The following is a 24,663-nucleotide window of genomic DNA, read 5'->3' as shown; positions in this document are numbered from 1 at the left end:
ACCGTTCTTATGGGATATGAATACGCTTTGGCCGGTCGCAGGACCATTGTGAAGATACCGCCCCCCCGAGAAGCAATCATCTGCGAAGCAGGTTTTGGTCTTTTACGGTCATTCGCGCTTGGATAAAGCCCGCGCCAGCGGTGGGCCGGGGTCTGCCGGTCGGACGCCAGTGAAGTTCACTTTATGCAGGCTGCATATTCCTGCGTTCAAAGGCTTGGCGTATCACTGGCCAAATCGGCAGGCCGCGGGACGGCCAGACCTATGGCGCGGCGGCCTGCGGCCTTTGCTCCGCGCCTTCCGCCTATCCGCGATGCGCCCCATCAGCCAGGGCGCGCACATAATCCAGCACATCCGCGACAGGTTTGCCGGACGCGATCTCCTTGACGATCGCGGACCCCACGACACAGCCATCGGCCACGCTGGCGATATCTTGCGCTGTTTGCGGCGTTGATATGCCAAATCCCACGATCACGGGCAGGTCTGTCTGTGCCTTGATGCGCGCGACCTCTGGTCCGACCTGTGTGGCCTGCGCGGCCGCAGCACCGGTGATTCCGGTGATGGACACATAATAGACGAAACCGGATGTGTTTTGCAAAACCTTGGGCAGGCGCTTGTCATCCGTGGTGGGCGTGGCCAGCCGGATGAAATTCAGCCCTGCCGCCTGTGCGGGCAGGCATAGTTCACTGTCTTCTTCGGGGGGCAGGTCAACGACAATCAACCCGTCAATGCCCGCATCTGTCGCCTTGTCCAGAAAACGCGCAACGCCCATGCTGTAGATCGGGTTGTAATAGCCCATCAGGACAATCGGGGTGGTGTCGTTATCCGCCCTGAAGCGGCGCACCATATCCAGCGTCTTGTCCAGTGTCTGCCCGCCATCAAGGGCGCGCTGACCGGCAAGCTGGATGGTGGGACCATCCGCCATGGGGTCGGTGAAAGGCACACCCAGTTCAATGACATCGACCCCTGCGTCGGGCAGTCCCTGCATGATGGCAAGCGAGGTTTCAAGGTCGGGGTCGCCCGCCATGATATAGGCAACGAAGGCCTTGCGGCGCTCGGATTTCAGGGCGGCGAATGTTGTATCGATTCTGGTCATCTGATCCTGTCCCGAGGCTTTTGCAACGGTTTGGGGGAAATCGGCGCGGGAATCAACTGCTCCCGCGCCGGTCATGGCCTTTTGCACCACGCCTGTGCGGTCGGTCAGTCCTCGAACTCGACCAGCAGATCCTTGGCTTCGATCTGGGTGCCTGCCTGAACATGCACGGATTTCACCACGGCGTCGCGGTCGGCATGCAGGCCGGTTTCCATTTTCATGGCCTCGATCGTCAAAAGCAGGTCGCCCGCCTTCACCTTTTGCCCCGCACTGACGGCTACAGAGGCAACCGCGCCCGGCATTGGTGCGCCGATATGGGCGGGGTTGGCTATATCTGCCTTGGCGCGTTGCGCGGTCTTGGCTTTCACTTCGCGGTTGGGCACGCGAATCGTGCGCGGCTGGCCGTTCAGTTCGAAAAATACCTTCACATCACCATCATCGCCGGTTTCGCTTACGGCAACAACGCGGATTTCCAGTGTTTTGCCCGGTGCAATCTCGGCCGAGATTTCCTCGCCCGGTTCCATCCCGTAAAAGAAGGTCTGCGTGGGCAGGGCGCGCACGGGGCCGTAAACGCGGTGGCGACCCATATAATCCAGAAACACCTTTGGATACATCAGATAGCCGTTCAGGTCCTCATCATCGACAGTGAATCCTTCCAACTCCGCGCTGAGTTCTGCGCGCGTGGCGTCCAGATCGACGGGGGGCAGGCGTGCGCCGGGGCGTTCGGTCAGCGGGGCTTCATCTTTCAGGATCTTGCGCAAAATCCCGTCCGGCCAGCCGCCCGGGGGTTGGCCCAGATTGCCGCGCATCATGTCGATCACCGAATCGGGGAAACTGACATCGCGATCGGGGTTTTCAACATCCGCGCGCGTCAGCCCTTGCGACACCATCATCAGCGCCATGTCGCCCACCACCTTGGACGATGGCGTGACCTTGACGATGTCGCCGAACATCATGTTCACATCTGCATAGGTGCGCGCAACTTCCGGCCAGCGGTCTTCCAGCCCCATCGACCGTGCCTGCGCTTTCAGGTTGGTGAACTGTCCGCCGGGCATTTCATGCAGATACACTTCGGAACTGGGGGCCTGCTGCGCGGATTCGAACGCGGCATAATGCGCGCGCACATCTTCCCAGTAATCGGAAATCTTGCGAATCGCGCCCATGTCCAGCCCCGTGTCGCGGTCGGTGAAGCGCAGCGCTTCCACAATCGACCCCAGCGTGGGCTGGCTGGTATTGCCCGAAAACGCATCCATCGCGGCGTCGGCGGCATCTACGCCCGCTTCGGCTGCGGCCAGAATGGTGGCGCCCGCTATGCCGCCCGTGTCATGGGTGTGGAAATGGATGGGCAGGCCGACATCTTCCTTCAGCGCCTTGATCAGCATCCGCGCCGATGCAGGCTTCAGCAAGCCCGCCATATCCTTCAGGCCCAGCACATGCGCGCCTGCCGCTTTCAGGTCCTGGCCCATGCGGACATAGTATTTCAGGTCATATTTCGCGCGCTCAGGGTTCAGAATGTCGCCGGTATAGCAGATCGTGCCTTCGCACACCTTGTTCGCATCCAGCACGGCATCCATGGCGACGCGCATGTTTTCAACCCAGTTCAGGCTGTCAAAGACGCGGAACACATCCACACCCGTTTCGGCGGCCTGACGCACAAAGAACTGCACCACATTGTCGGGGTAATTCGTATACCCCACCCCGTTTGACGCCCGCAGCAGCATTTGCGTCATCAGGTTGGGCATGCGCGCGCGCAGATCGCGCAGGCGTTGCCACGGGCATTCCTGCAAGAAGCGGTAGGCCACATCGAACGTGGCACCGCCCCAGCATTCCATGCTGAACAATTGCGGCAGCATATGCGCATAGGCAGGGGCCACGCGGATCATGTCGATGGACCGCATGCGCGTGGCCAGAAGGGACTGGTGCGCATCGCGCATGGTCGTGTCGGTCAAAAGCAGGCGCTTTTCGGCGGCCATCCAGTCAGCCACGGCCTGCGGTCCCTGTTCGTCCAGAATTTGTTTCGCGCCGCGCGGGGGCTGGCCTGTGACTGTGGGGGCCGCGGGGGTTTTGATCCCTGCTGCCGGGCGCACCCGTCCGGCGGTTTCGGGATGCCCGTTCACTGTAATGTCGGCAATATAGGTCAGAATCTTGGTGGCGCGGTCGCGACGCTTGCGGAAATGAAACAGAGCATCCGTCGTGTCGATGAATTTCGTTGTGTAGCTGTAATCCAGAAAGGTCGGGTGTTTCAGCAGGTTGATGACAAAATCAATATTGGTGCTGACACCGCGAATGCGGAATTCGCGCAGCGCGCGGTCCATCCGCGCAATGGATTCTTCGGGCGTGGCGGCCCATGCCGTTACCTTGACCAGAAGTGAATCATAGTAGCGCGTGATCACGCCGCCCGCATAGGCGGTGCCCCCGTCCAGACGAATGCCCATGCCGGTGGCACTGCGATAGGCGGTCAGGCGGCCGTAATCGGGGATGAAATTGTTCAGCGGGTCTTCGGTTGTGATGCGGCATTGCAGGGCGTGGCCCGACAAGGTGACATCGCCCTGACTGGGGGTGCCGGTGGCTTCGGACAGGGTTGCCCCTTCGGCCACGCGGATTTGCGCTTTGACAATGTCGATGCCGGTGACTTCTTCGGTGACGGTATGTTCCACCTGCACGCGCGGGTTCACTTCGATGAAGTAGAACTTGCCCTCGTCCATATCCATCAGGAATTCGACAGTGCCCGCGTTCTGATAGCCTACTGCGCGCCCGATTTTCAGACCCAACTCGCAAATCTCGGCGCGTTGCTCGGCGCTTAGATAGGGGGCGGGGGCGCGTTCAACGACCTTCTGGTTGCGGCGCTGCACGGTGCAATCGCGTTCATACAGATGATACAGGTTGCCATGCGTGTCGCCCAGCAACTGCACCTCGACATGGCGGGCGCGCTGGATCATCTTTTCCAGATACCCTTCGCCATTGCCAAAAGCGGCCTCTGCCTCGCGCCTGCCTTCGCGGACCATGGCTTCCAGTTCTTCGGGGCCGTTGACCGCACGCATGCCGCGCCCGCCACCGCCATGGCTGGCCTTGAGCATCAGCGGATAGCCCACCTCGTCCGCCATCGCGCGGATTTTGTCCATGTCATCGTCCAGAACCTCGGTCGCGGGAATGACCGGCACGCCTGCTTCAATGGCCACGCGCCGCGCGCTGGCCTTGTCCCCAAGCGCGCGCATGGTTTCTGCCTTGGGGCCGATAAAGGTGATGCCGTTTTCCACACAGGCATCAATCAGGTCGGGGTTTTCCGACAGCAGGCCATAGCCCGGATGAATGGCATCTGCGCCCGCCTGCTTGGCCACGCGGATAATCTCGTCAATCGAAAGATAGGCGGCAACCGGCCCCATCCCTTCGCCAATGCGGTAGGCTTCATCTGCCTTGAACCGGTGCAGGCCCAGCTTGTCCTCTTCTGCGTAAACCGCGACGGTGCGTTTGCCCAATTCATTTGCGGCGCGCATGATGCGGATAGCAATTTCACCACGGTTGGCGATAAGGATCTTCTGAAATTCGGCCATGACGGTCCTTTCTGCGGGTGCAAACCAGTCTTGTTCAACTGGATAGACCAGTTTTTACAGCTTCGTAAAGGGATTGTAAGGTTTCGTTAGGATTCGGGCGCGCCCGCAAGCTGCGTTGCGGCATCGTCCACGCGGGCTATTCCCATCTGCACCATACAGCTTTTCATGTCTTGGGTCAGAATGTGGTGCAGATGCGCGGGACCGCGCGCGCCCAATGCCCCCAAAGCGAAATGCCAGCCCCGCCCCAGCATTGCGAAATCAGCCCCAAGGGCCAGCACGCGCAGGATATCCAGCCCCGACTCCAGCCCCGAATCGCAGATCAATGGAAACTCCGGCCCGACAGCAGCGCGAATGGCGGGCAGGCAATGTATCGCAGCCGGTGCCCCGTCAAACTGGCGCCCTGCATGGTTGGATACCCAGATCGCCTGAACCCCTTCGTCGCGCAGGCGCGTTGCATCATCCGCATCCAGCACCCCCTTGATGACAAGCGGGCCGTCCCATTCGTCGCGCAAGGCGCGCAGATAGTCCCAATCAGGTGCCGCGCGCAGCAAATAGCCTGCATGGGCCGTGGATGGCGCATTACCGTCAAGTTTCAGATATTCCTCCATCAGGCGCAGGCGGGGGGTGCCGTGCCGCAACGTGCCAAGCGCCCAGGTTGGTCGCAGCGCAATCTGTGCCAGTATCGATGGCGTCACTTTTGGCGGGATCGCAAGTTGTGCGCGCAACTGCCGTTCGCGGCGCGAAGGGCCGGGCACATCAATTGTCAGCACCAGTGTTTCAAAACCGGATTTGCGCGCGCGGGCCAGCAGGTCGCGGCGGATTTCGGGGTCTTTTGGGGGGTATAACTGGAACCACCCCATATCGCCTGCAATCGGCCCGATCTCTTCGGGCAGGCGTGTGGCCACTGTGCTTAGCGCGTAGGGAATGCGGCTGGCCTGTGCCATTGCGGCCAGTGTCGCCTCTGCCCCCGGCCAGATCAGGCCGGACATGCCCACCGGCGCAATGCCGATCGGGCAGGAATAGTCGCGCCCCAGAAATCGGGTGCCCAGATCCGGCGTGACAGGGCCACGCAGGACTGCGGGGTTAAACAAAATCTGGTCCAGCGCGGCGCGGTTGCGCCCCTTGACTGATTCTGTGCCTGTTGCGCTGTCGACATATTCCCACACGAAATGCGGCACCCGTTTGCGGCAGGCCGATTTCAGGTCTGAAAGGGCGGGATAGCGCTGATCAGGGTGCATCACATCATTCTTCCAAGGCAGGAATAGTCCTAGCTGAGCACGCGCATGACGGATTGGCAAGCACGCCATTCTGACATCTGTGGGCAGAAGCGTTCAACCGATATACCAGATTTTAAGAATGTGGTTATACCTTGGCACCTGTCAGCTACGGAACAGGTGCAATGCGCAGAATCGTATATCTCAGCTCGTCAAGAAAAGCGCTTGATAAAGAACAGGTTGAAGACATTTTGCGCGTGTCCCGGCGAAACAACGAACAATCTGGCATAACGGGCTTTCTGGCGTATCATGACAGGTGCTTCTTTCAGGTTCTCGAAGGACCGGATGCGGCGGTTGAACGCGTGCTGACGCGCATTCGGGTTGATGCACGGCATTCCGGCCTTTTGGTTTTGTCGGACACCGATGTGGAACAGCGTGCATTTCCGCATTGGCAAATGGCGTTTGTTCCCAGATCGGAACTTGCGGGCATTCTGGACAAGGCCGCCATTCCATTGACTGACATCGCGCCACTGGCCAGCAGCCTTAGCGGTGACATCCGTGTGAACAAATTGTTCAAAAGCTTCCTTGGCAGCTTTCGGGATTTAACCGCCAGCTGACAGGGGCGACCATCGCACCCGATCTTGCGATATGGCAGGAACGTTGGGCGAACACGGCTTTCCCTTCGGGGCAGTTTTGGTTATTGTCGCGGTATGAGTGATTTCAACACCGATCTGCCCCTGTCCGCCCGCGCCATGGCTGCGCGTCCTGCCCCTTATCTGGACGGGTTGAACCCCGCCCAACGTCAGGCGGTAGAGGCGCTGGACGGTCCTGTGCTGATGCTGGCTGGCGCTGGCACTGGCAAAACCAAGGCGCTGACGGCGCGCATTGCGCATTTGTTAAATTCCGGCCGCGCCTTTCCGTCGCAAATTCTGGCGGTGACCTTCACCAACAAGGCCGCGCGTGAAATGAAGCTGCGGGTGGGCGGTTACTTGGGCGAAGCGGTGGAAGGCATGCCATGGCTGGGCACATTCCATTCCATCAGCGCGAAACTGCTGCGGCGTCATGCCGAACTTGTGGGCCTGAAATCCAGTTTCACGATTCTGGACAGCGACGACCAGCTGCGCCTGCTGAAACAGCTTATTGCAGCGGCAAATATTGACGAAAAGCGCTGGCCTGCGCGTCTGCTTGCCGGAATCATCGACCAGTGGAAGAACCGCGCGTGGACGCCCGAACAGGTGCCCGCCAGCGAAGCCAATGCCTTTGACCATCGCGGGACAGAATTTTACGCGGCCTATCAGGACCGGCTGAAAACCCTGAACGCCTGTGATTTCGGGGATCTGCTGCTGCATTGCATCCGCATTTTTCAGGCCCATCCGGATGTGTTGCAAGGCTATCAGGCGCGGTTTCGCTATATTCTGGTGGATGAATACCAAGACACCAATGTGGCGCAATACCTGTGGTTGCGGTTGTTGGCGGGCGGGCACAAGAATATCTGTTGTGTGGGCGATGATGACCAGTCGATCTATGGCTGGCGCGGGGCCGAAGTGGGCAATATCTTGCGGTTTGAACGGGATTTTCCGGGCGCAACAGTGGTGCGGCTGGAACAGAATTACCGGTCGACCCCGCATATTCTGGCCGCCGCCGGCAAGGTGATCGCGGGCAATGAAGACCGCCTTGGCAAAACCCTGTGGACCGAAGCGCAATCAGGCGAAAAGGTCCGGCTGATCGGGCATTGGGATGGGGAGGAAGAGGCACGCTGGATCGGCGAGCAAGTAGAGGATTTGCAACGTGGCACCCGTGGGCTGGACCCGTTTGCGCTGAACCAGATGGCGATTCTGGTGCGTGCAAGCCATCAGATGCGCGCGTTTGAAGACCGGTTTCTGACCATTGGCCTGCCGTATCGCGTGATCGGTGGCCCGCGATTTTACGAGCGTATGGAAATCCGCGATGCGATGGCCTATTTCCGGCTGGCGGTCAGTCCGGGGGATGATCTGGCCTTTGAACGCGTGGTCAATACCCCCAAACGCGGGCTTGGCGACAAGGCGCAACAGACCATTCAGCGGATTGCGCGCGATGCAGGTGTGCCCTTGGTGCAAGGGGCTGCGATGGCGCTGGATCAGGGCGCGCTGGGCGGGCGCGGGGCCAAGGCCTTGGGTGCCCTGCTGGATGGAATCGCGCGTTGGCATGCGGCGGTTGGCGGCACAGTTACGGGTGCGGCGGATGATGACCTGATTGACACGCTGGATACTGCACCCCCACAAACGCAGGTCAGTCATATCGAACTGGCCGAACAGATACTGGAAGACTCCGGCTACACGGAAATGTGGCTGAACGACAAAACCCCCGAAGCACCGGGGCGGCTGGACAACCTGAAGGAACTGGTCAAAGCGCTGGAATCATTTGAAAATCTGCAAGGGTTTTTGGAACATATCGCGCTGGTGATGGACAATGACACCGATGGTGCCGATGACAAGGTCAGCATCATGACGCTGCATGGCTCCAAAGGGTTGGAATTTCCGGTGGTGTTTCTGCCGGGCTGGGAAGACGGGTTGTTTCCATCGCAACGGTCCATGGATGAAACTGGACTGAAGGGGCTGGAGGAAGAACGCCGCCTTGCTTATGTCGGCATCACCCGCGCCGAGCAGCTTTGCACCATCAGTTTTGCCGCGAATCGCAGGGTCTACGGACAATGGCAGGCGCAGATGCCATCGCGCTTTGTAGATGAATTGCCCGCAGACCATGTGGATGTTCTGACGCCGCCGGGCCTGTATGGCGGTGCTGGCATGGCCGCTGGTGTCGCGCCAAGCAATGTTGAAGATCGCGCCATGCGCGCCGATGTCTACAATTCGCCCGGTTGGCGGCGGTTTCAGGCCGCGCAATCGCGCCCCGCCGCGCAGCCACGTCAGGCTTCGGGCGTGATCATAGATGCGGCTGCCTTGCCGGTCTTTGAAGAAGGCGACCGCGTTTTCCATACCAAATTTGGCTATGGGCGCGTAGCATCCGTGGACGGGGACAAGCTGTTTGTCGAATTCGAAAAGTCCGGCGCACGCCATATAGTGGCAAGGTTTGTCGTGCCCGCAGAACAGGCAGATGACCTTCCGTTCTGAGTGAACGGAAGCTGACAGGTAATTTCTGATCTGAAAAATAAAAAGGCGGCAGTCCCAAGGAGGAGGAGGGGGACTGCCGCCAATTTGCCATGACCCCAGGGAGGAGGAGGGGGCCGTTGCAATGTCCGGGTCAAGAGACCCGATATTCGAGGGATAGAGCGGCCAGGGAGGAGGAGGGCCACTTTATCCCAACGATCACCCCTAGGGAGGAGGACGGGGCGGTCGTTTGCGTACCGGTTTCTGGCTTTCTGCCATGGCCGGAATAGGGTGACGGTGATTGGGGAGGAGGATCAATCACCGTCGCTCTCGGGTCCCAGGGAGGAGGAGGGGACCCAAAACCATTAATTCTCGTATGCGGCCTCGTATGCCAGACGCGTGATCATGGAGCGGCTGATGCCAAGATCATCCAGTTCACGGCTGCTGAGCCGGCTAAGTTCGTCATGGGTCCGTTTGTAGACCCGGTAGCGTGCGAACGTGTCGGCTACGCTTTCAACCCAGCCCATCAGGTAGGCTACAGGCCGTACGGAGCTGACATTTGCTGTGATATGTGCCATGTTGCACCTTCCGTTCAGTTGTGCGGCGTTCAGTGCCGCGTCTTCTTGAACCCAAGATAGCAATTTGCTGCGTCTGCACAACACACGATGCTGCAATGCGGCTATGCAATAGCGTCATGTTTACGCTAGGTAAATTTCAAAACTGCCCGAAAAACAAACCATCCGGTCCAGAAAATCTCTGGATATGACGGCTTAACCAGTATCTGAAATTCAGATTAATCGATCATGTGATTGGAAAAAATGGTAGCGATATCAGAAAGTTCCTGCGCGTCTGCTTGTGGGGGCGTGCTGAACGCTTCTATGCCGTCATGCAAGTAGGCCGCAGATGTCACGTCGTGCACATGATGCATGGGAACGACATGCGCATGCGCATGTGGAACGTGAATTCCTGTAAAAAACATTGAAACCCGCGGGACCTGATAGATTATTTTTTGGGCGCGCGCGATTTTCTGGGCGCAGGTCGTGATGCGTGTTGCCAGTTTTTCGGGCAAATCTTCGAACCAGACATAGTGCGCTTTGGGAATCACCAGACTGTGGCCCGCACGGATGGGATGCAGATCCAGAAACGCAAGGATATGGTCATCTTCATATATTTTATGCGCGGGCAGGGCACCGGATGCGATTTTGCAAAACAGGCAGTCATGTTGCATCTGGCCCCTCCCGGGTTGTTGAATATGGCATTTTTGCATGGAACAAGGCGCAAGACAATTTGTTAGCCGACCCGTGGGCCTTGCCGATGCCAGTTGAAAAGCCCATCTGTCCGCATGAAACCGGAGGGAATTTATCATGAGTGTGACGCGCGAAACGGTCCTTGAGGCCCTGAAACAGATTACCCTGCCGGAAGGTGGCGATCTGGTGTCGCGCGATCTGGTGCGCGCCCTGGTGGTCGAGGGGGGGGCAGTCCGTTTCGTATTGGAAGCCGAAAGCGCAGATGTTGCCCAACGCCTTGCCCCTGTCCGGCAGGCCGCCGAAGCTGCCATCAAGGCACTGGACGGGGTAACACGGGTTTCAGCGGCGCTGACCGCGCATGGCCCTGCGCCCAAACCGAAAGGGGATGCACCTTCATTGAAGATCGGCGGGCACGCGCGTCCCCAGGGGGACAAACAAAGCGTGCCGGGTGTGCGCCATATTGTGGCTGTTGGGTCCGGCAAGGGCGGCGTCGGCAAATCCACAGTGGCGTCTAATCTGGCCGTGGCGCTGGCGCGGCAGGGGCTGCGTGTCGGCCTGCTGGACGCCGATATATATGGGCCCAGCCAACCCAAGATGATGGGCGTGGACCGCAGGCCCGCATCGCCCGATGGCAAGAAGATCATCCCGCTTCAGGCGCATGGTGTTACGATGATTTCTATCGGGCTGATGCTGAAGGCCGATGATGCCGTGATCTGGCGCGGCCCGATGCTGATGGGCGCGTTGCAGCAACTTCTGACGCAGGTGGAATGGGGCGAGCTGGATGTGCTGATCGTCGACATGCCGCCGGGCACAGGCGACATTCATTTGACACTATGCCAGAAATTCGATGTGCGTGGCGCAATCGTCGTATCGACGCCGCAAGATGTGGCACTGCTGGACGCGCGCAAGGCGCTGCGCGCTTTCCAGACCCTCAAGACCCCTATTCTGGGTCTGGTTGAGAACATGTCGACCTATATCTGCCCGAATTGTGGTCATGAAGACCATATTTTTGGCGAAGGCGGTGTCCGTGTCGAGGCCGAGAAGCAGGGTCTGGCGTTCCTTGGGGAATTGCCGCTGAGTGTCGAGGTGCGCTTGGCGGGCGACGGCGGAATTCCGGTTGCCGCAACCGACAGTCCCGTTGCGCGCGCCTATGAACGCATGGCCAAGCGCCTGATCGAGGTGATCTAGCCGCTTGGGGGCATAAGGCGCGTGCGTGCTGCGCATCCGGCTGGAAACGCTGTTCAAAACCTGTATATTGCATCCTTCTGGCCCTGCCGTTCGATACTGGCGCGGGCATGCTGCGCGTGTTTTTTCCGGCATGTGGGTTGCCAGCCCGACGATTCCTGTGCAACAGTTTGTCTATAAGCGACAAATATAGTCGTAAGTGACAGGGAAGAATTATATGCCGAGATCAGATTTCTGGTCCGGGCTCGCCGTGGCCGGGTTCGGGCTGCTGGCTTTGCTTTGGATGATACCTAATTACGCCGGGTCTAACCCTTTCGCGCAAATGCCGCCCGAACTTGTGCCGGGCATCGGGGCGTGGCTGATGCTGGTTTGTGGCGGCATCGTTGCCGTCAAGGGGCTGGTTCAGATACTGCGCGAGCGCATCACATTCGTCACAACGGAATTCAACTGGGCGGCCGTGGGATGGGCTGCATGGCCGTTTGCATATGTCGCGGTTGCCATCTGGTTCATGTCTTTCATCAAGATCACATGGTTTGGCGCGTTCCTGATTGCGGGCATGCTTATATTGCTGGGCGAGCGGCGCTGGTACATGATCCTTGGCTGTTCTGTGGTTCCTGTCGCGCTGCTGTATGTTCTGTCGGTGTATATGATGCGTGTCGGGGTGGTATAGCACATGGATTTTTCAGCAGTAGGTGCCGCCGCCGCCGAAGCGTTAACGCTTGCATCCTTCATCGGCATCGGGGGCGGTGTGCTTCTGGGCTATGTGGTGGGTGTGATTCCCGGCCTGTCGCGGTCTGTGGCAATATCCATCGCCATTCCCATGACATTCTACATGTCGCCCTATATCGCGATTTCCTTTCTGATCGGGCTGTCCAAGGGCACGGCTGCGGGCAGCGCGGTTTCGGCCATCTTGCTGAACGCCCCGGGCGAGGCATCTTCTGCCGCCACTGCGCTGGACGGCTACCCGATGGCGAAACAAGGCAAGCCCAAAACGGCGCTGCAAATTGGTCTGATTGCGTCGGTCATGGGCGATATTCTGGCCACAATTATCCTGATCTTTGTGGCAATTCCCTTCGCGCGCGTGGCCCTTATGTTCGGCCCCTATGAAATGGCTGCAATTCTGGCCTTCGCGCTGGTCTTTATCGCGGGGCTGTCGGGGGGCAATATTTTCAAGGGGCTTGCCGCGGGGGGCTTGGGTATTTTGCTTGGCACTGTCGGGCTGGATAACCAGACCGGCCTGCCGCGCCTGACCTTTGGCTACACAGAACTGATGGATGGCATGCCGTTGATTGCCGTGGCCATTGGCACGCTGGCCTTGTCGGAAATGTTCGTGCAATCCGAAAAGCTGCGCTATGAGCGGGGCACAATGTCGGTCGCGCTGAAAAAGGATGACAGCGACCGTATGACATGGCCGATATTCCGGCGCATTCTGCCAACCATCCTGCGCGGGACGGGCGTGGGCACCTTTGTCGGTGCCCTGCCGGGTTTGGGGCCATCGGTGGGGTCATTCATGTCCTACGGGATGGCGCAAAAAGCCGCAAAAGAACCCGAGCGGTTTGGCAAGGGTGAACCCAAGGGCATTGCCGCTGCGGAATCGGCAGATAATGCCGTTATTCCCGCCGCGCTGATCCCGCTATTTGGTTTGGGTATTCCCGGCAATGTTTCTGCGGCGCTGCTGATCGGGGCATTCGCGATACATGGCATCACCGTCGGTCCGCTGCTGCTGCGCGATAACCCTGAACTGCTGTATTCCATTTTTGCAGGCATGATCCTTGCATCGGTCATTATGCTGGCACTGGGCTGGTTCGGGTTGATGTTCTTTGCGCAGATAACCCGCGTGCCCCCGCATGTTGTTATTCCGGTCGTCATCTTCTTCTGTCTGGCCGGTATGATGTTGCAAGGCTATGGCACATTCGGGTTGATCATCCTGATGGGGTTTGCGCTTCTGGGGTATCTGATGAAGAAATATGACTACAGTTTCGTGACTTTCCTTGTGGCCTTTATCATCACGCCCATGCTGGAGCTGAACCTGCGCCAAAGCATCATTCTGTCGCGCGGAAACTGGGAAATCCTGCTGGGCCGCCCGATTGCGATGTTCTTTATCGCCTGCACGGTGCTGGCCCTTGTCACGCTGATCATCCGCACCTTTCGCACAGACAAGGCCGCAGCCGGCGCCCCGACCTCTGAATAACAGGGCGCACAAGATGCGAATGGTTCCCGAAATTTGTTGCACAAACCTGTCTTCGTGATCGCAACAAATCAATCGCCGAGTTCTGAATTCAATAGGGCCGGCACCCAGAAGACGCATGACCAACAGGAGTAGACCAAGATGAAAAAGACATTTGCAGCCATTCTGGGCGCAACCATGATGACCGCGCCGATGGCAATGGCCGATGACTGGCCGACCCGCCCGCTGACCATGGTGATCGGCTTCGCGCCCGGTGGCTCGACCGACATTCAGGGCCGTGTTCTGGCGAACGTCATGGAAGAATACCTTGGCCAGCCTGTCAATGTGGTCAACCAGCCCGGTGGCGGTTCCGCCGTGGCCTTTACCCGCCTGAAAAACACCGAGGCCGATGGCAATACCTTCCTGTTTGGCGGCACCACTGCGCTGACCTTCACCCCGATCATCACGCCGGTGGAGTACGAGATTGACGATTTCGAGTATCTGGCCGCTGTGGCACTTGGCCAAAATGCCATTGTGACGTCGGCTGAACAACCGTTCAGCACGTTTGACGAGATTATTGCCCATGGCAAGGAAAACCAGATGACCTATGCCCAGCAAACGCCGCTGGACGAGGCCATCATTCGCGCGATTGCCGAAGAAGAAGGGCTTGATCTGGCCATCGTGCCCACAGGCGGCGGTGGCGGCATGGCCCCGCTGGTGCTGGGCCGTGAGGTTGATTTCGCCTATTCAGGCGGCACGCATGCGCAATATACCCCCACCGGTGAAATGGTTGTGGCGGCCTTCATGTCGGCCGAGCGCAGCCCGTTCTACCCCGACACGCCAACGCTGATGGAACTGGGCTATGATTACTCGATCGAGGATTACCGCACCATCATCGTGCCTCAGGGTGTTCCGGAAAATGTGAAGGCGCGCCTGTTGGAAGCCGCAGAGTATGCCAGCGAAAGCCAGTCTTTCAAGGATATCACCGAAGGCAACACCTTCTTTCCGGTTGTGTTCATCGGACAAGAGGAAATGGAAGCCAATGTCCGCCGCATTCGTGCAGCAACAGAAGAAGTGATGGCTGACTGACAAGGGTAGTTCACCCATTTCTGCCGACAGTAAAGAGATACTGTCGGCAGTGACCGCGCGCCGTGTTTGAGCACGCCATAGGCGCGGGTCGTGTATGCCGCACATTTCGAACCGCCACGTCACCCGAGCTGTGCCCCACCCGGTTTGCGGATTATGATTTCCCTAGACGACTTTGAAACGCCAAATTTAATTCGCAAACTGGCCTTGAATGCGCGCTAAAGAAATCAAGGGGTTGCAGGGGTTTTGCAAGCCGTTTTGGCCCTGAATTTCACCAACGATTTGTGCGATGACAACCGTTGGTTCAGGTTGGCAAGCGGGGGCACTTAGGGACGTCCCTTAGGGCGAAAAATGTCCCTCTGCGCCTCCGCCGATCCGAGCCTTAAGCCTGCATTCAGAGACTTTCGTAGAACTGATCGATGGTCATTCCGAAAGTTTCGCTGAACGCCGCGCGCCAGTCCTGTGTCGCACCGATGGCCGAATAGAATGCGACGAGGCGTTCAACGCCCGCCCGTCCGACCAGCAGGTCGATTGCGATTGCGCCACTGTCATATCCCATACGGGCCTGATTTATGCCACGGCGTCCTTCTATACTGCGCAACAGTTGACTGCTGGGCGCTGCTGCATTCTGGCGCGCCCACGACAGGTATCCGCTCAATTGGCCTGAAATATGCTGTTGCGCGTAATTTGCGCCGCCTTCAAGCATCCACACAGGTCCGACGCGCGGCGTGGCGCTTTCTGGGCAGCAATTCCGACCAACACTGCCTGAAAGCTGATACTGAAGGACGTGGAACAGTTCATGCAACAGCATTGCTTCGCGGTGGAAATTCACCCCCGGGCTGCTGGGGGTGTGAAACGCCTGATGCGATGTGTTGACATATACTCTGCTGAATGTCGCTTCAGCATAGATCCATTCCTGGAATGCGCGCCTTTTGCTTGCCAGACTTCCTCCCAGGTGTTGTGTGTAATCGCGTGCAAGAAAGTCGGCGCTCGCTGACACCACGATTTCAAGCCCATGTGGGAAATCAAACCCGAACGTTCGCTGATACTGTGTAATTGCGCGTTCGCTAAGTTCTTGCATTGTCTGCTGGATTTCAGCAGGCAGTTCCGGATCAAGCGTGATCCTAATATTCTGGGCAGAAATTGGTGCGGTCAACAATAGCGAGAATAGAGCAAAAAGAAACAATCGCATGTGATTTTCTCCATATACTAGCGGACTTGGTCGGCACTACCCCTAGAGATCGAACCGGTTGGCTGAGTCGTCTGGATTTTCCATCAGATCAAGCGATCTGCCGAAACTGTCCGTCGCCACCTGCTGTTTGGAACTTCCTGCGTGTGCCGAGCTCAACCGACATATCGTAAGTGGCGTGGACCTAGTTTTTACGTTCGCCTGACTAGACACACAGATCAAGGTTTTTTCGATCTGGCTGGCGCCTGCGCGTGGGGCAGCGCCCGAGAGTGGAGCGTATCGTATCTGTGGTGATCTGCACGCTTCGAGTTTGCTTCCCCTTTCTGAAAGCAAAGCGTCATTGCAGAACGGACCTTGAGAACCGTGAGGGCGTGCAATTTGAGGGAAACGTCTGTAAGCAATGTTTTGGAATAGGCTCGGGTGTTGGTCCGACCGTGATGTGGCGCAACAGGATGTATCCGATGAACGACAAGCTAGTTGTGTATACTGTCCTTGTTGGTGACGGCTTCGCGCTGCCTGATACAGTTCCAGCCGCTGGCGTCGATTACATCTGCTTCACTGACAATCCGAATCTGGAAAGCAATGGCTGGACATTGAAGGCGATATCACCGCTGTTCCCCTCAGACCTTATTCGAAGTTCCCGAGAGCACAAGATCCGGCCGCACCGCTACCTGCGAGATTATGACCGGTCGCTGTATATCGACACGAGAGTGCAGTTGACTGATGACCCGAATCTGATTTGGGACCAGTTGATGCGCGATGAGAGGGTGGTATTCGGCGGATTTCATCATTCATTTCGCGACAGTGTTGCCGCGGAGTTCCGATCTGTCCTTGATCTCAATCTGGATGATCCGGGGCGCGTGAAAGAACTGCAGAAAATGTATGAATCCCATTTCCCGAATGTCCTGCAACAGCGACCTGTCTGGGGCGGGATACTGGCGCGTCGGCACAATGCGGTCGAGTGTATTGACGCGATGGAAATATGGTTCGCGCATGTCCTGCGGTATTCCAGACGCGACCAGCTGTCATTGGTTCTGGCGCTTGCGTCCATGCCGCGTGAGAATCTGAACATCCTGACTGGTGACAACCATAAGGGGGATCATTTCTACTGGCCAACAAGCACCCAGAAGCCGGAGCGGTATTTTGAATACGGATCGTCAGCCAGCATAGGGCAGAAGCTCAAGCACGCGCTTAAGAGTGTTGAGAAACGATACGTCCGACCGATGCTGAAAGGCGGCAGGTCCAAGACCGGCAAATGATGCGGGTGGCTTTGGTGGGTTGCCTCAGTTGCCCGTGACTTTCACATCAGGTGAGAAATCGTCGGCCATAGCCTTAACTTCACTCGCAACGGATGGCTCAAAACGGTCGCAGAGGCCGTCATCTGCAGAAATCTTGCGCTGCATCTGATAATTGTAACTCTTGCTCTTTTTCATGGCGGCGAACTGGATGCCGCGAAACAGCATGCCGGGTTCACTGCCAATCACGTTCCGGCTTAGCTTGCCGGAGTCCAACCCTGCGATCAGTGTCTTCCTGAGTGTGGCGACGTCCTCAGCAGGCATATCCTTGAACAGCGCCGCACTGTGGTGCCCGATGGCATTAAGGTAGGTTACCGCTGCGACAACATCCTGATCCGCGCAGCTTTGATAATATGCCTTCATATCATCGGCCGAGAAGAGCCAGCCAATCGTGAAATTCCTGCTTTCAAAATAACGGGTCATCTTCATTTCGCTGCTGCGGATGGTCATGTAGCGGCTGTTCGACACTTTCATATTGGACCAGTAGCATTGAAATTCAGCGGATTTCAGGAAGTCGCCGCCCTTGAACATGAAGAAGTAGCTTTGCACATGCGCATTCTGGCGCTTGGGGTGGGACTTCGCGAAGGAATATCCCACCAACTCGCCCTTAATGTTCAGCATTCGGGGGAGGTGGTCACACTCCGGAAACACCGGAAACCAGATGCTGTCATTGATGCAGGTGATGCTGTTCAGTGCATAGGGCTGCGCCGTCAGGTGCTGGATCGCATCCCGATAGCCCCCAAAATCATACCCGAAGTTCGGTCGCTTCATGATCAGGGCGCTATTCGCCTTCAGCCGCTCATAATCAGCATCGCTGACGGGAGAGTTCAGCACCACAAAGGCCGAGAACCCCTCGGATTTAAGGTGCATCAGCGTATGAAAGGTGGAAGCCGAAAGCCCCTTGGGTTGGTAGACGAGCAACACGACGACGTTGTTACCCAGTGGAAGCTCGCCGTTCTGCACCGCAATGCGCGCGTGCCGCTGCCGGTCAAAACTGCGCTGCTGCTGCCAGTAGATCGGCTTCATCAGGAATGCTTTGAACTGCTCCCGAACGCGCTGTGCTTCGCGTATGATCTTCCACTTCGGTATCATCTGACTACCAATTCCTGCCACGCTCTTTGCGTGTATTATCGCGCCAAGACAGCGCCGTCACGCTATCCCTTGCAGAATCGTCGCACAGTCTATGAACTTCGCGGCAAGTGTGCCCGCCGTGCTTGACCCTACCATTAAATCAGGTGATTTTGACGGCGGTTGGCATACCGCTCGGGTAATGTCGTACTCAGGAGTGCTCCTCACATGCGTCGTCACCCGGACCGGAAAAAAGAGATTTTCTTCCCGATTGAAATAAAGCCGCGGGAATTCGTGTCGCGCGCCCTTCTGGGGGCGTTCTTCGCGGACAAAGGATACCGTGTCTACTTGGGTGCCAAAGGCCCGGTGAATAAAGCTGTCTTGTCCAAGCCGGAAAGGGGGGGAGTCTACTTTTACAAGGGAATACGCCAGAAGGCCGATACACCTAGTTTGTTGGAGAAGGTTGATACCTTTTGCGTACTAGATGAGGAAATAGGGGTGGCTGCAAGGTACCTCAACGAGCGTCTTGAGCAGCGCGTCAAAGGCATGGATCGGGTGGACAAGTTCTTCACGATTTCGCGCTATGTGGCCGATGCCGTCGTCCGGGCATGTCCGGAAGCTGCATCTAAGGTCAGTGTGACCGGGTGGCCCAAAGTCGATACGTGGCGGCCCGAGATGAGGCACATGTTTCGTCGTCAGGCAGAGAGCTACAATCAAAGGTTTGGAGAATTTGTGCTCTTCACATCAGATTTTGGGGTATTATCTAGAGCTCGCGCAAATCATGAGATCGCCCACATCAAAAAGATTGGGTTTCCCGACGCGTATGTATCCTCTTATATTTCCGGCGTAGACAGCACATTGGCTGATTTCGATCGGTTTTGTGACGAGCTGCGCAGCTATGATGCTTTGCCCGATGCGCCTCCGTTGATTGTAAGGCCCCACCCCGCTGAGGACAGAGAAGTTTGGGATCAGCGCTTGAACGGTATGCGGCGGGTATCAGTTGTTTACGAAAATGAAGTATCTGGCTGGTTACAGGCCTGTCGTATGCTTGTGCATCGTGGGTGCACTACGGCCGTTCAGGCGCGCGTTGGTGGAAAACCTGCTTTTTTCTGGGCACCAGAGAATACATCACCGGAGACTGGTATTCTGCCCTATGAGGTTTCTGCTAAGTTGGGTGCTTTGTCAGAAATTTTGACACATTGGGCAGACCCATCTGCGTCAATGCGTGACATCGCAATCCCGGCCTATAAACTCGAAATGGGTGAAAAGTTGTCGTCTGAGCGAATATTTGACGAAGTCGATTCACTGGGAATAGTTCCAACGCTGCCGGTTCAAATTCGTTTGAGGAAAAGGTTTTCTGCTAAACTGAAAGCCATTAGGCGACGGATTATTAACTCGAATACCTTTCGGACGCGTCAGGTTGTTGATCCCCTGCGCGCGCGTAAATTGCAGGATGGTTTCCATGCCGCCGAATTGGAATCCTATTTGGTGGATGCATTTCCAATGGGGTCTTACAAGGTCACCCAATTGGCACCTGACTTGATATTGCTAGAGGGAGGAAGCTCATGAGGAGTTTGCTCGCATAGAGAAGAAACCAGAAGCTCGTCTATATTTCTTTCGGCCTTGTTGACGGAAGGGGTGCCCATAGCGGCAAGGCTCCTAAGATGTGAAGCCTATAAGTTGATAAGCTGTACAGGGTGGGTTACTGACACGTTCACATGTATTTGCTGCATTCGCGAAGGGGCATTGAAATGGCAACTGCAATTTATATTGCCCATGGCTTGCCATATTTGGCAATGCTTCTTAGTTCTCTGCGGGGCTTGCGCACACACAATCCCGATATTGACGTGGTCGTAGCTGCCCGTATCCCAAAGCCAGTTTTGCCTGACCATATATGGGGGCCGCGCGATCGCTGGATATGTGTTCCAGATGATCATGACATGCCCGACCACCAGATTGCCAAACGCATGAAAATGGATCTGCCCGACCTGACTTTGTCAGAACGCAGTTTCTTTTTGGATTGCGACACATTGGTGCATCGCCCACTTGCGCCATTTTTGCGGCAACTCGATCATTTCGACGTATTGCTGCGACCGCATATAGATCCTGAATTGCGTTCGAATGCGACTGCACCGACTGGCACTTCGTACAAAGTAGGTGAATTACCACATTGGAACTCCGGCGTGATCTTCTTTCGAAAATCCGAAGCCTCTGCTGAGCTGTTCAAGCTGTGGGGGGAGTATTTTGATGCGCTAGGCTTGGGGCTGGACCAGCCATCCCTAGCCGGAGCCGTTGCCAAGAGCGCGGCGCGAGTCGGTCCTTTGCCCCGGGTTGCAAATGCATTTACCGGCGATCTGAAGCTCCGCGACGTTCGTGAATCCTGCTATGTGCATCATTACACATCGAATATTGATGCTGACCTTTGCAAAGCCTTAGAGGCAGAGATGAACAGCCTCGCATCTATGAACGGCTGGTCCGTCGATGACACGTCGCGTAGTTTTTTTCAGAATCGGATCGCGGGCCGGCTCGCGCGCGGCAAGTCACTTTCTGGCCACGGGTTTTGGCGACGGCTTGCTGCTCGTATGGTGAAACAGCCCAAATGAAGAAACTGCGCCTATGGATTGCTTATTCTAGGTTAGCTTCAAGATAAGATTTGCCTGTTGCGTCCACTAACGGAGTTTTTACGCATGCCCCTCGGACGGTTCCTTTCACGCACCGCGCGCAAGCTGCGCAGCCGTTCTGATGTGCAACAAAGCGTCGATTTTGCCGGGCTTCAGGACATTCGGCCGATCGGGAATATGCGTGGCAGTTTGATTACCAACAAGGCTGGGCGTGCCGTGTTGCGCGCGCGCTATCAGGGGCAGGATGTAAAGCTATATGAGGCCTATTCGGCGGATCATGCGCGGTTCATTGCAGCTGTCAGTTCAGCCTTGCCGGATATGTTTCCGCCAGTTTTGGAACTGCGCGGCGCCTGGGTGATGGCGGAATGGGTCGAAGGTTCGCCCCTGACACGCGATATTGAAGCGCAGCAGGCGCAGACATTAAGGCGCATTCACGCGCTGAAATTGGACGATCTGCCACCAGCGGGGTTTTGCTATCTGCGTGACTTCATTGTGCCGCGCCATTTGCGTGCCGCGGCGCTTGCGGGCGAGCAGTGCAGCCTTGATGATTGTCTTGCCGCTGCGGAAAGCGCGACAGGCGCGCAGGTTGTCATGCACCCGGATGTATCACCAGATAACCTTCTGCACACGCCTGATGGGAAGGTGATGTGCATTGACAATGAACTGCTTTGCATGGGTCGGATGCCATTGCTTGACCTTTGCAACGCGCTGCGACCCCACGCCGCTGACGGACGCAACACACTCGCGCGGGTCTGGTTTGACGGCACGTCGCCAACACCACAAGCTGTAGAGCATCTCGCCCAGGCATGGATGATGCGCGAGGCAGGGGCCGCGTTCATTGGTGGCGACATGCAGCGCTGCCAGTCACTACTGGCGTCCAGGGCATCCGGTGCCGCGCAGCATCTCCCTTTTGAGTATTCAGGAAGTTGCCGGTCACATGAATAACCTGTTTTACATTTCGCATTCGCAGCTGCCATCTGTGACCGCGAATTCTGTGCATGTGATGAAAATGGCGCAGGCTTTCGCGCGGACAGGTATGGACGTGACTCTCATGGCTATGCCAGCTGATCCACCTTTGGATCAGGATTCGATCTATGCGCATTACGCAGTTTCGCCAGTCTTTGATCTGCGATTGATCAAATGGCCCACAGGACGTGCAAGGATGATACGCTACATCCTGTCAGCGCTTTGGAATGCGCGCCGAAAGGGCGCTGATGTGATATACACGCGCCTTCCAAGGGCTGCCAATTTTGCGGAATTTTTTGGCTTCCGCACGGTGGTCGAACTGCACCAGCCCGAATCGCTGCGTACCATGCGTGCCTATTTGCGGATCGCGCGCCGCCCCCTGATTGTCGTTATCACCGAAGCCTTGCGCCAGCAGGTCATCGCTGATCTGGACTGCGATCCGAATTCCGTGATTGTGGCGCCGGATGGTGCCGATCCTATCCCGAACAACACTCTACCGGCTTTGCCGCCCGTTGCAGCGGGTCGTATTCGCGCAGGCTTTCTGGGGCATTTATATCAGGGCAAAGGGATGGAAGTGATCTCTGCCATCGCGCCCCTTTGCCCTTGGGCGGATTTTGAAATCGTTGGTGGCACCGAAGCTGACATCGCCTACTGGACAGCGCAGATTGGTAACCTTCCGAATCTTCGCTTTCGGGGGCACGTTCCGCATTCACAGACCGCGGCTTATTTGAAAAGCTTTGATGTTGCGCTACTCCCAAATCAGGATTTCGTAGGCACGGCTGAGAGCAAAACCCACAATATCAGCCAGTGGACATCACCGCTCAAAGCCTTTGAATACATGGCCGCGGGCTTGCCGATCGTTGCCTCTGATCAGCCAAACCTGAGAGAGGTTCTGCATCACGACGTGAACGCGCTTCTGTGCAAGCCGGACGATATAGATGGCTGGTGCAAGGCTTTGATGCGCTTGCGGGATGATCGTGACCTTCGTGAAAGGCTGGGCCAAAAGGGAGGTCAGCTTTTCGCAGATCATTACTCGTGGGAGGCCCGCGCCCGTCGGCTGAAGGGGGTGATCAATGCCTTGTGGCAATAACCTGTGAGGTGACCTTTACGAGATCTGCCTCAGGTTCCGAATTACGACTGCCTTCGCAGGCAAAGGACTTGTCGCGTTGTTGGGCAAAAGAACTTGAAAAAAAATGACAATTAGTTGACAATTTGGCTTTGGCGGTGGGTGGAGAAGGGTGGAATGTTGAGAAAGACAGTACATACCGTAAGTGATATATTCGTGAATTTGAACTGGCAGCGTCTTATTTTTAGGAGAAATTCGCTTCACCCATCGATGGCGATGCGGGGTAAAAAGTACTCCTTAGACGATGCAATGGAAATCCTTTCGTCAACTGACAGCATGTTAGTAAACGAATTTGCAAGTAGTTTCCTTTACTCCAGAGGCCGACGCCCAGTCGATCCCAAAATCCAGCACAAAATACTTAAAAAAATATCTCAGCATCCGAAAGTTTCAGATAACAAAAAGATATTCTCCATAATAGCATCTGCTCACAAAGCGATTGAAGCGCAGAGTGTCGAGCTAATGCTTAAAGCAAGGGATGAACTTAAAGATTTGAAAGATAGCATATCGAATATGGCATTTTCAGATAGCATTCGAGATGATCGCATTCACGCGACCTCATCTATGTTATTAGTTGAGGCAAGTTTGAATTTCTTTCTCGAAGATCGAAAGAATTTTCACGCTACTTTATCTTGCTCTTTCGAAGAATTCGAGAATTTAGATGTCAAATATTTGAGGTCAGGTTTTTTTAATAGCTGTGAGAATTTCGCACAACTTCTTGGATTGTGTTATTTGGCGTCAGTATCATTAAAGTTAGATCCAAGCATAGTTTGCAAGGCCATACTGAATGATTTCAAGGCCGGACTTTTGATGCTTGATTCAAGTGAGGAACTTTCAAAGAACTTAATGGATCTTGAAATAAAGGATCATGCCTCCTGTTCAAGTTTTGTTAAATCGACGCGGATATACTATCTTGCATCCAAGATTGAATCTGATGTTGATGGGGAGGATATGCAAGTATTTCGCCTTGAGCTTCTGCTTTCATGTCTTCGCCATTCAGTAATTCTTAGTGCAGCTGATCGAGAGCGGAAGTTAAGTATTCTGTTTTGATATCGTTTGTATGTCCATATCCTGTATCTCCGAATGCATTATAAAGCTCTTCACAATGCCTGTTTGAAGTTATCTTGTTAGGTCATCAAGCGATTCTATGAACTTATTAAGTCCAACCGACGCCACCTCATCATGGTGTGACTTGTCTATATAGCAGAAGACAACCGGAAAGCTTTCCAGTTGTAGAGCTCTTGCCACATAAAATCGTGTCTCACCTTTATCTACTTTAAAAATCTCTTTTTGTGGCCCTATACCGAAAAGCGAATGCTCACCAAATCCAAACCTATGTGTCTTGTAACTATATCCGGGCATTTCATTTGCGGGTAATACGCCATTTTTCTTAATTGACGCGATTAGCTCTGGTGTTTTTAAACCTCCACCTTTGCAGTCTGCCAAAGCATCTCCAGAAGAAAATCTTGAAACAATTTCTTGAGTTTTTATATATCGAGGGTAATCAGAAACTTTAGTCTTGGGGAGGTTTTCAAAATCAATGTATCCGTTCGAATAGCTCTTACCTAAGCTAATGATCTTCCGTGAAATCTTGTTGAATCGAGCGGCGGCTCCAGCCCTCTTGATTTTCTTTTCTATCTGTCGCGCTGCTAATTCATGCGTAGGCACGAAGTATATAATATTCTGTGGATTGACCCTGATTTTGAGTTCCATCGATGCTTCTATTAGTTTTTTTGTAGCCAAATATCGCATTTCAACCTTTCTCCGGGAGTTTGTCT

General features: G+C 55.9%; 20 protein-coding genes. 12 read left to right on the top strand and 8 right to left on the bottom strand.

Annotated features, from left to right (window positions below):
* Positions 1-301: 301 nt before the first annotated feature.
* The 3 genes from trpA to P8S53_RS13555 all read right to left on the bottom strand — a co-directional run bounded on the left by trpA (position 302) and on the right by P8S53_RS13555 (position 5,879).
* Positions 302-1,093: a tryptophan synthase subunit alpha gene (trpA, locus tag P8S53_RS13565; protein ID WP_277804502.1), complete on the bottom strand. Its 792-nt coding sequence runs from the start codon at positions 1,091-1,093 to the stop codon at positions 302-304.
* A gap of 104 nt (positions 1,094-1,197) precedes the next feature.
* Positions 1,198-4,641 (bottom strand): pyruvate carboxylase, encoded by a 3,444-nt coding sequence (locus P8S53_RS13560; protein ID WP_277804501.1) that lies wholly within the window; start codon positions 4,639-4,641, stop codon positions 1,198-1,200.
* Between the two features lie 86 nt (positions 4,642-4,727).
* Positions 4,728-5,879, bottom strand: coding sequence for an alpha-hydroxy acid oxidase (locus P8S53_RS13555; RefSeq protein ID WP_277804500.1), 1,152 nt, complete (start codon positions 5,877-5,879; stop codon positions 4,728-4,730).
* Between the two features lie 161 nt (positions 5,880-6,040).
* Here P8S53_RS13555 and P8S53_RS13550 point away from each other — a divergent pair, with 161 nt between their 5' ends.
* Positions 6,041-6,472: a BLUF domain-containing protein gene (locus P8S53_RS13550; RefSeq protein WP_277804499.1), complete on the top strand. Its 432-nt coding sequence runs from the start codon at positions 6,041-6,043 to the stop codon at positions 6,470-6,472.
* A 93-nt stretch (positions 6,473-6,565) separates the two neighbouring features.
* Positions 6,566-8,962, top strand: a complete 2,397-nt coding sequence (locus tag P8S53_RS13545; protein WP_277804498.1) for an ATP-dependent helicase — start codon at positions 6,566-6,568, stop codon at positions 8,960-8,962.
* A gap of 341 nt (positions 8,963-9,303) precedes the next feature.
* Here the strand turns inward: P8S53_RS13545 and P8S53_RS13540 are convergent, their stop codons facing one another.
* Together P8S53_RS13540 and P8S53_RS13535 are read right to left on the bottom strand one after the other, a co-directional pair.
* On the bottom strand, positions 9,304-9,516 hold the full coding sequence (locus P8S53_RS13540) for a DUF1127 domain-containing protein (RefSeq protein ID WP_277804497.1): 213 nt from the start codon (positions 9,514-9,516) through the stop codon (positions 9,304-9,306).
* Positions 9,517-9,731: 215 nt separating this feature from the next.
* On the bottom strand, positions 9,732-10,166 hold the full coding sequence (locus tag P8S53_RS13535) for an HIT family protein (RefSeq protein ID WP_277804496.1): 435 nt from the start codon (positions 10,164-10,166) through the stop codon (positions 9,732-9,734).
* 136 nt (positions 10,167-10,302) lie between these two features.
* On the opposite strand from P8S53_RS13535, the gene P8S53_RS13530 reads away from it, so the two are divergent.
* The 4 genes from P8S53_RS13530 (at position 10,303) to P8S53_RS13515 (ending at position 14,626) form a co-directional block, all read left to right on the top strand.
* Positions 10,303-11,373, top strand: a complete 1,071-nt coding sequence (locus P8S53_RS13530; RefSeq protein WP_277804495.1) for an Mrp/NBP35 family ATP-binding protein — start codon at positions 10,303-10,305, stop codon at positions 11,371-11,373.
* Between the two features lie 214 nt (positions 11,374-11,587).
* A complete protein-coding gene (locus P8S53_RS13525) occupies positions 11,588-12,040 on the top strand; it encodes a hypothetical protein (protein WP_277804494.1) in 453 nt (150 codons plus the stop codon).
* Between the two features lie 3 nt (positions 12,041-12,043).
* A complete protein-coding gene (locus P8S53_RS13520) occupies positions 12,044-13,561 on the top strand; it encodes a tripartite tricarboxylate transporter permease (RefSeq protein WP_277804493.1) in 1,518 nt (505 codons plus the stop codon).
* 138 nt (positions 13,562-13,699) lie between these two features.
* The gene (locus tag P8S53_RS13515; RefSeq protein WP_277804492.1) at positions 13,700-14,626 is read left to right on the top strand and encodes a tripartite tricarboxylate transporter substrate binding protein; all 927 of its coding nucleotides are present in this window, start codon (positions 13,700-13,702) and stop codon (positions 14,624-14,626) included.
* Positions 14,627-15,017: 391 nt separating this feature from the next.
* On the opposite strand, the gene P8S53_RS13510 is transcribed toward P8S53_RS13515, so the two are convergent.
* Positions 15,018-15,815: a hypothetical protein gene (locus P8S53_RS13510; protein WP_277804491.1), complete on the bottom strand. Its 798-nt coding sequence runs from the start codon at positions 15,813-15,815 to the stop codon at positions 15,018-15,020.
* A 266-nt stretch (positions 15,816-16,081) separates the two neighbouring features.
* On the opposite strand from P8S53_RS13510, the gene P8S53_RS13505 reads away from it, so the two are divergent.
* Entirely contained in the window at positions 16,082-17,071 is a 990-nt protein-coding gene (locus tag P8S53_RS13505; RefSeq protein WP_277804490.1) for a glycosyltransferase domain-containing protein, read from the top strand.
* A gap of 24 nt (positions 17,072-17,095) precedes the next feature.
* Here P8S53_RS13505 and P8S53_RS13500 read toward each other — a convergent pair whose 3' ends face one another.
* Positions 17,096-18,199: a rhamnan synthesis F family protein gene (locus P8S53_RS13500; RefSeq protein WP_277804489.1), complete on the bottom strand. Its 1,104-nt coding sequence runs from the start codon at positions 18,197-18,199 to the stop codon at positions 17,096-17,098.
* A 204-nt stretch (positions 18,200-18,403) separates the two neighbouring features.
* Between P8S53_RS13500 and P8S53_RS13495 the strand changes: the two genes are divergently transcribed.
* From P8S53_RS13495 to P8S53_RS13475, 5 genes are all read left to right on the top strand, one after another.
* A complete protein-coding gene (locus P8S53_RS13495; RefSeq protein ID WP_277804488.1) occupies positions 18,404-19,744 on the top strand; it encodes a surface carbohydrate biosynthesis protein in 1,341 nt (446 codons plus the stop codon).
* A 182-nt stretch (positions 19,745-19,926) separates the two neighbouring features.
* On the top strand, positions 19,927-20,778 hold the full coding sequence (locus P8S53_RS13490) for a hypothetical protein (protein ID WP_277804487.1): 852 nt from the start codon (positions 19,927-19,929) through the stop codon (positions 20,776-20,778).
* A gap of 84 nt (positions 20,779-20,862) precedes the next feature.
* On the top strand, positions 20,863-21,741 hold the full coding sequence (locus P8S53_RS13485; protein ID WP_277804486.1) for a phosphotransferase: 879 nt from the start codon (positions 20,863-20,865) through the stop codon (positions 21,739-21,741).
* Positions 21,686-22,852 (top strand): glycosyltransferase family 4 protein, encoded by a 1,167-nt coding sequence (locus P8S53_RS13480; protein WP_277804485.1) that lies wholly within the window; start codon positions 21,686-21,688, stop codon positions 22,850-22,852. The genes P8S53_RS13485 and P8S53_RS13480 overlap by 56 nt, the downstream gene beginning before the upstream one ends.
* A gap of 153 nt (positions 22,853-23,005) precedes the next feature.
* On the top strand, positions 23,006-23,935 hold the full coding sequence (locus tag P8S53_RS13475) for a hypothetical protein (protein WP_277804484.1): 930 nt from the start codon (positions 23,006-23,008) through the stop codon (positions 23,933-23,935).
* A gap of 69 nt (positions 23,936-24,004) precedes the next feature.
* Here P8S53_RS13475 and P8S53_RS13470 read toward each other — a convergent pair whose 3' ends face one another.
* Positions 24,005-24,598, bottom strand: coding sequence for a hypothetical protein (locus tag P8S53_RS13470; RefSeq protein WP_277804483.1), 594 nt, complete (start codon positions 24,596-24,598; stop codon positions 24,005-24,007).
* Between the last annotated feature and the right edge of the window lie 65 nt (positions 24,599-24,663).

The sequence above is a fragment of the Roseinatronobacter sp. S2 genome (assembly GCF_029581395.1).
GTDB lineage: Bacteria > Pseudomonadota > Alphaproteobacteria > Rhodobacterales > Rhodobacteraceae > Roseinatronobacter.
The sequence above is the reverse complement of the archived record's forward strand: the minus strand, read 5'-3'. Positions and strand labels throughout refer to the sequence as shown.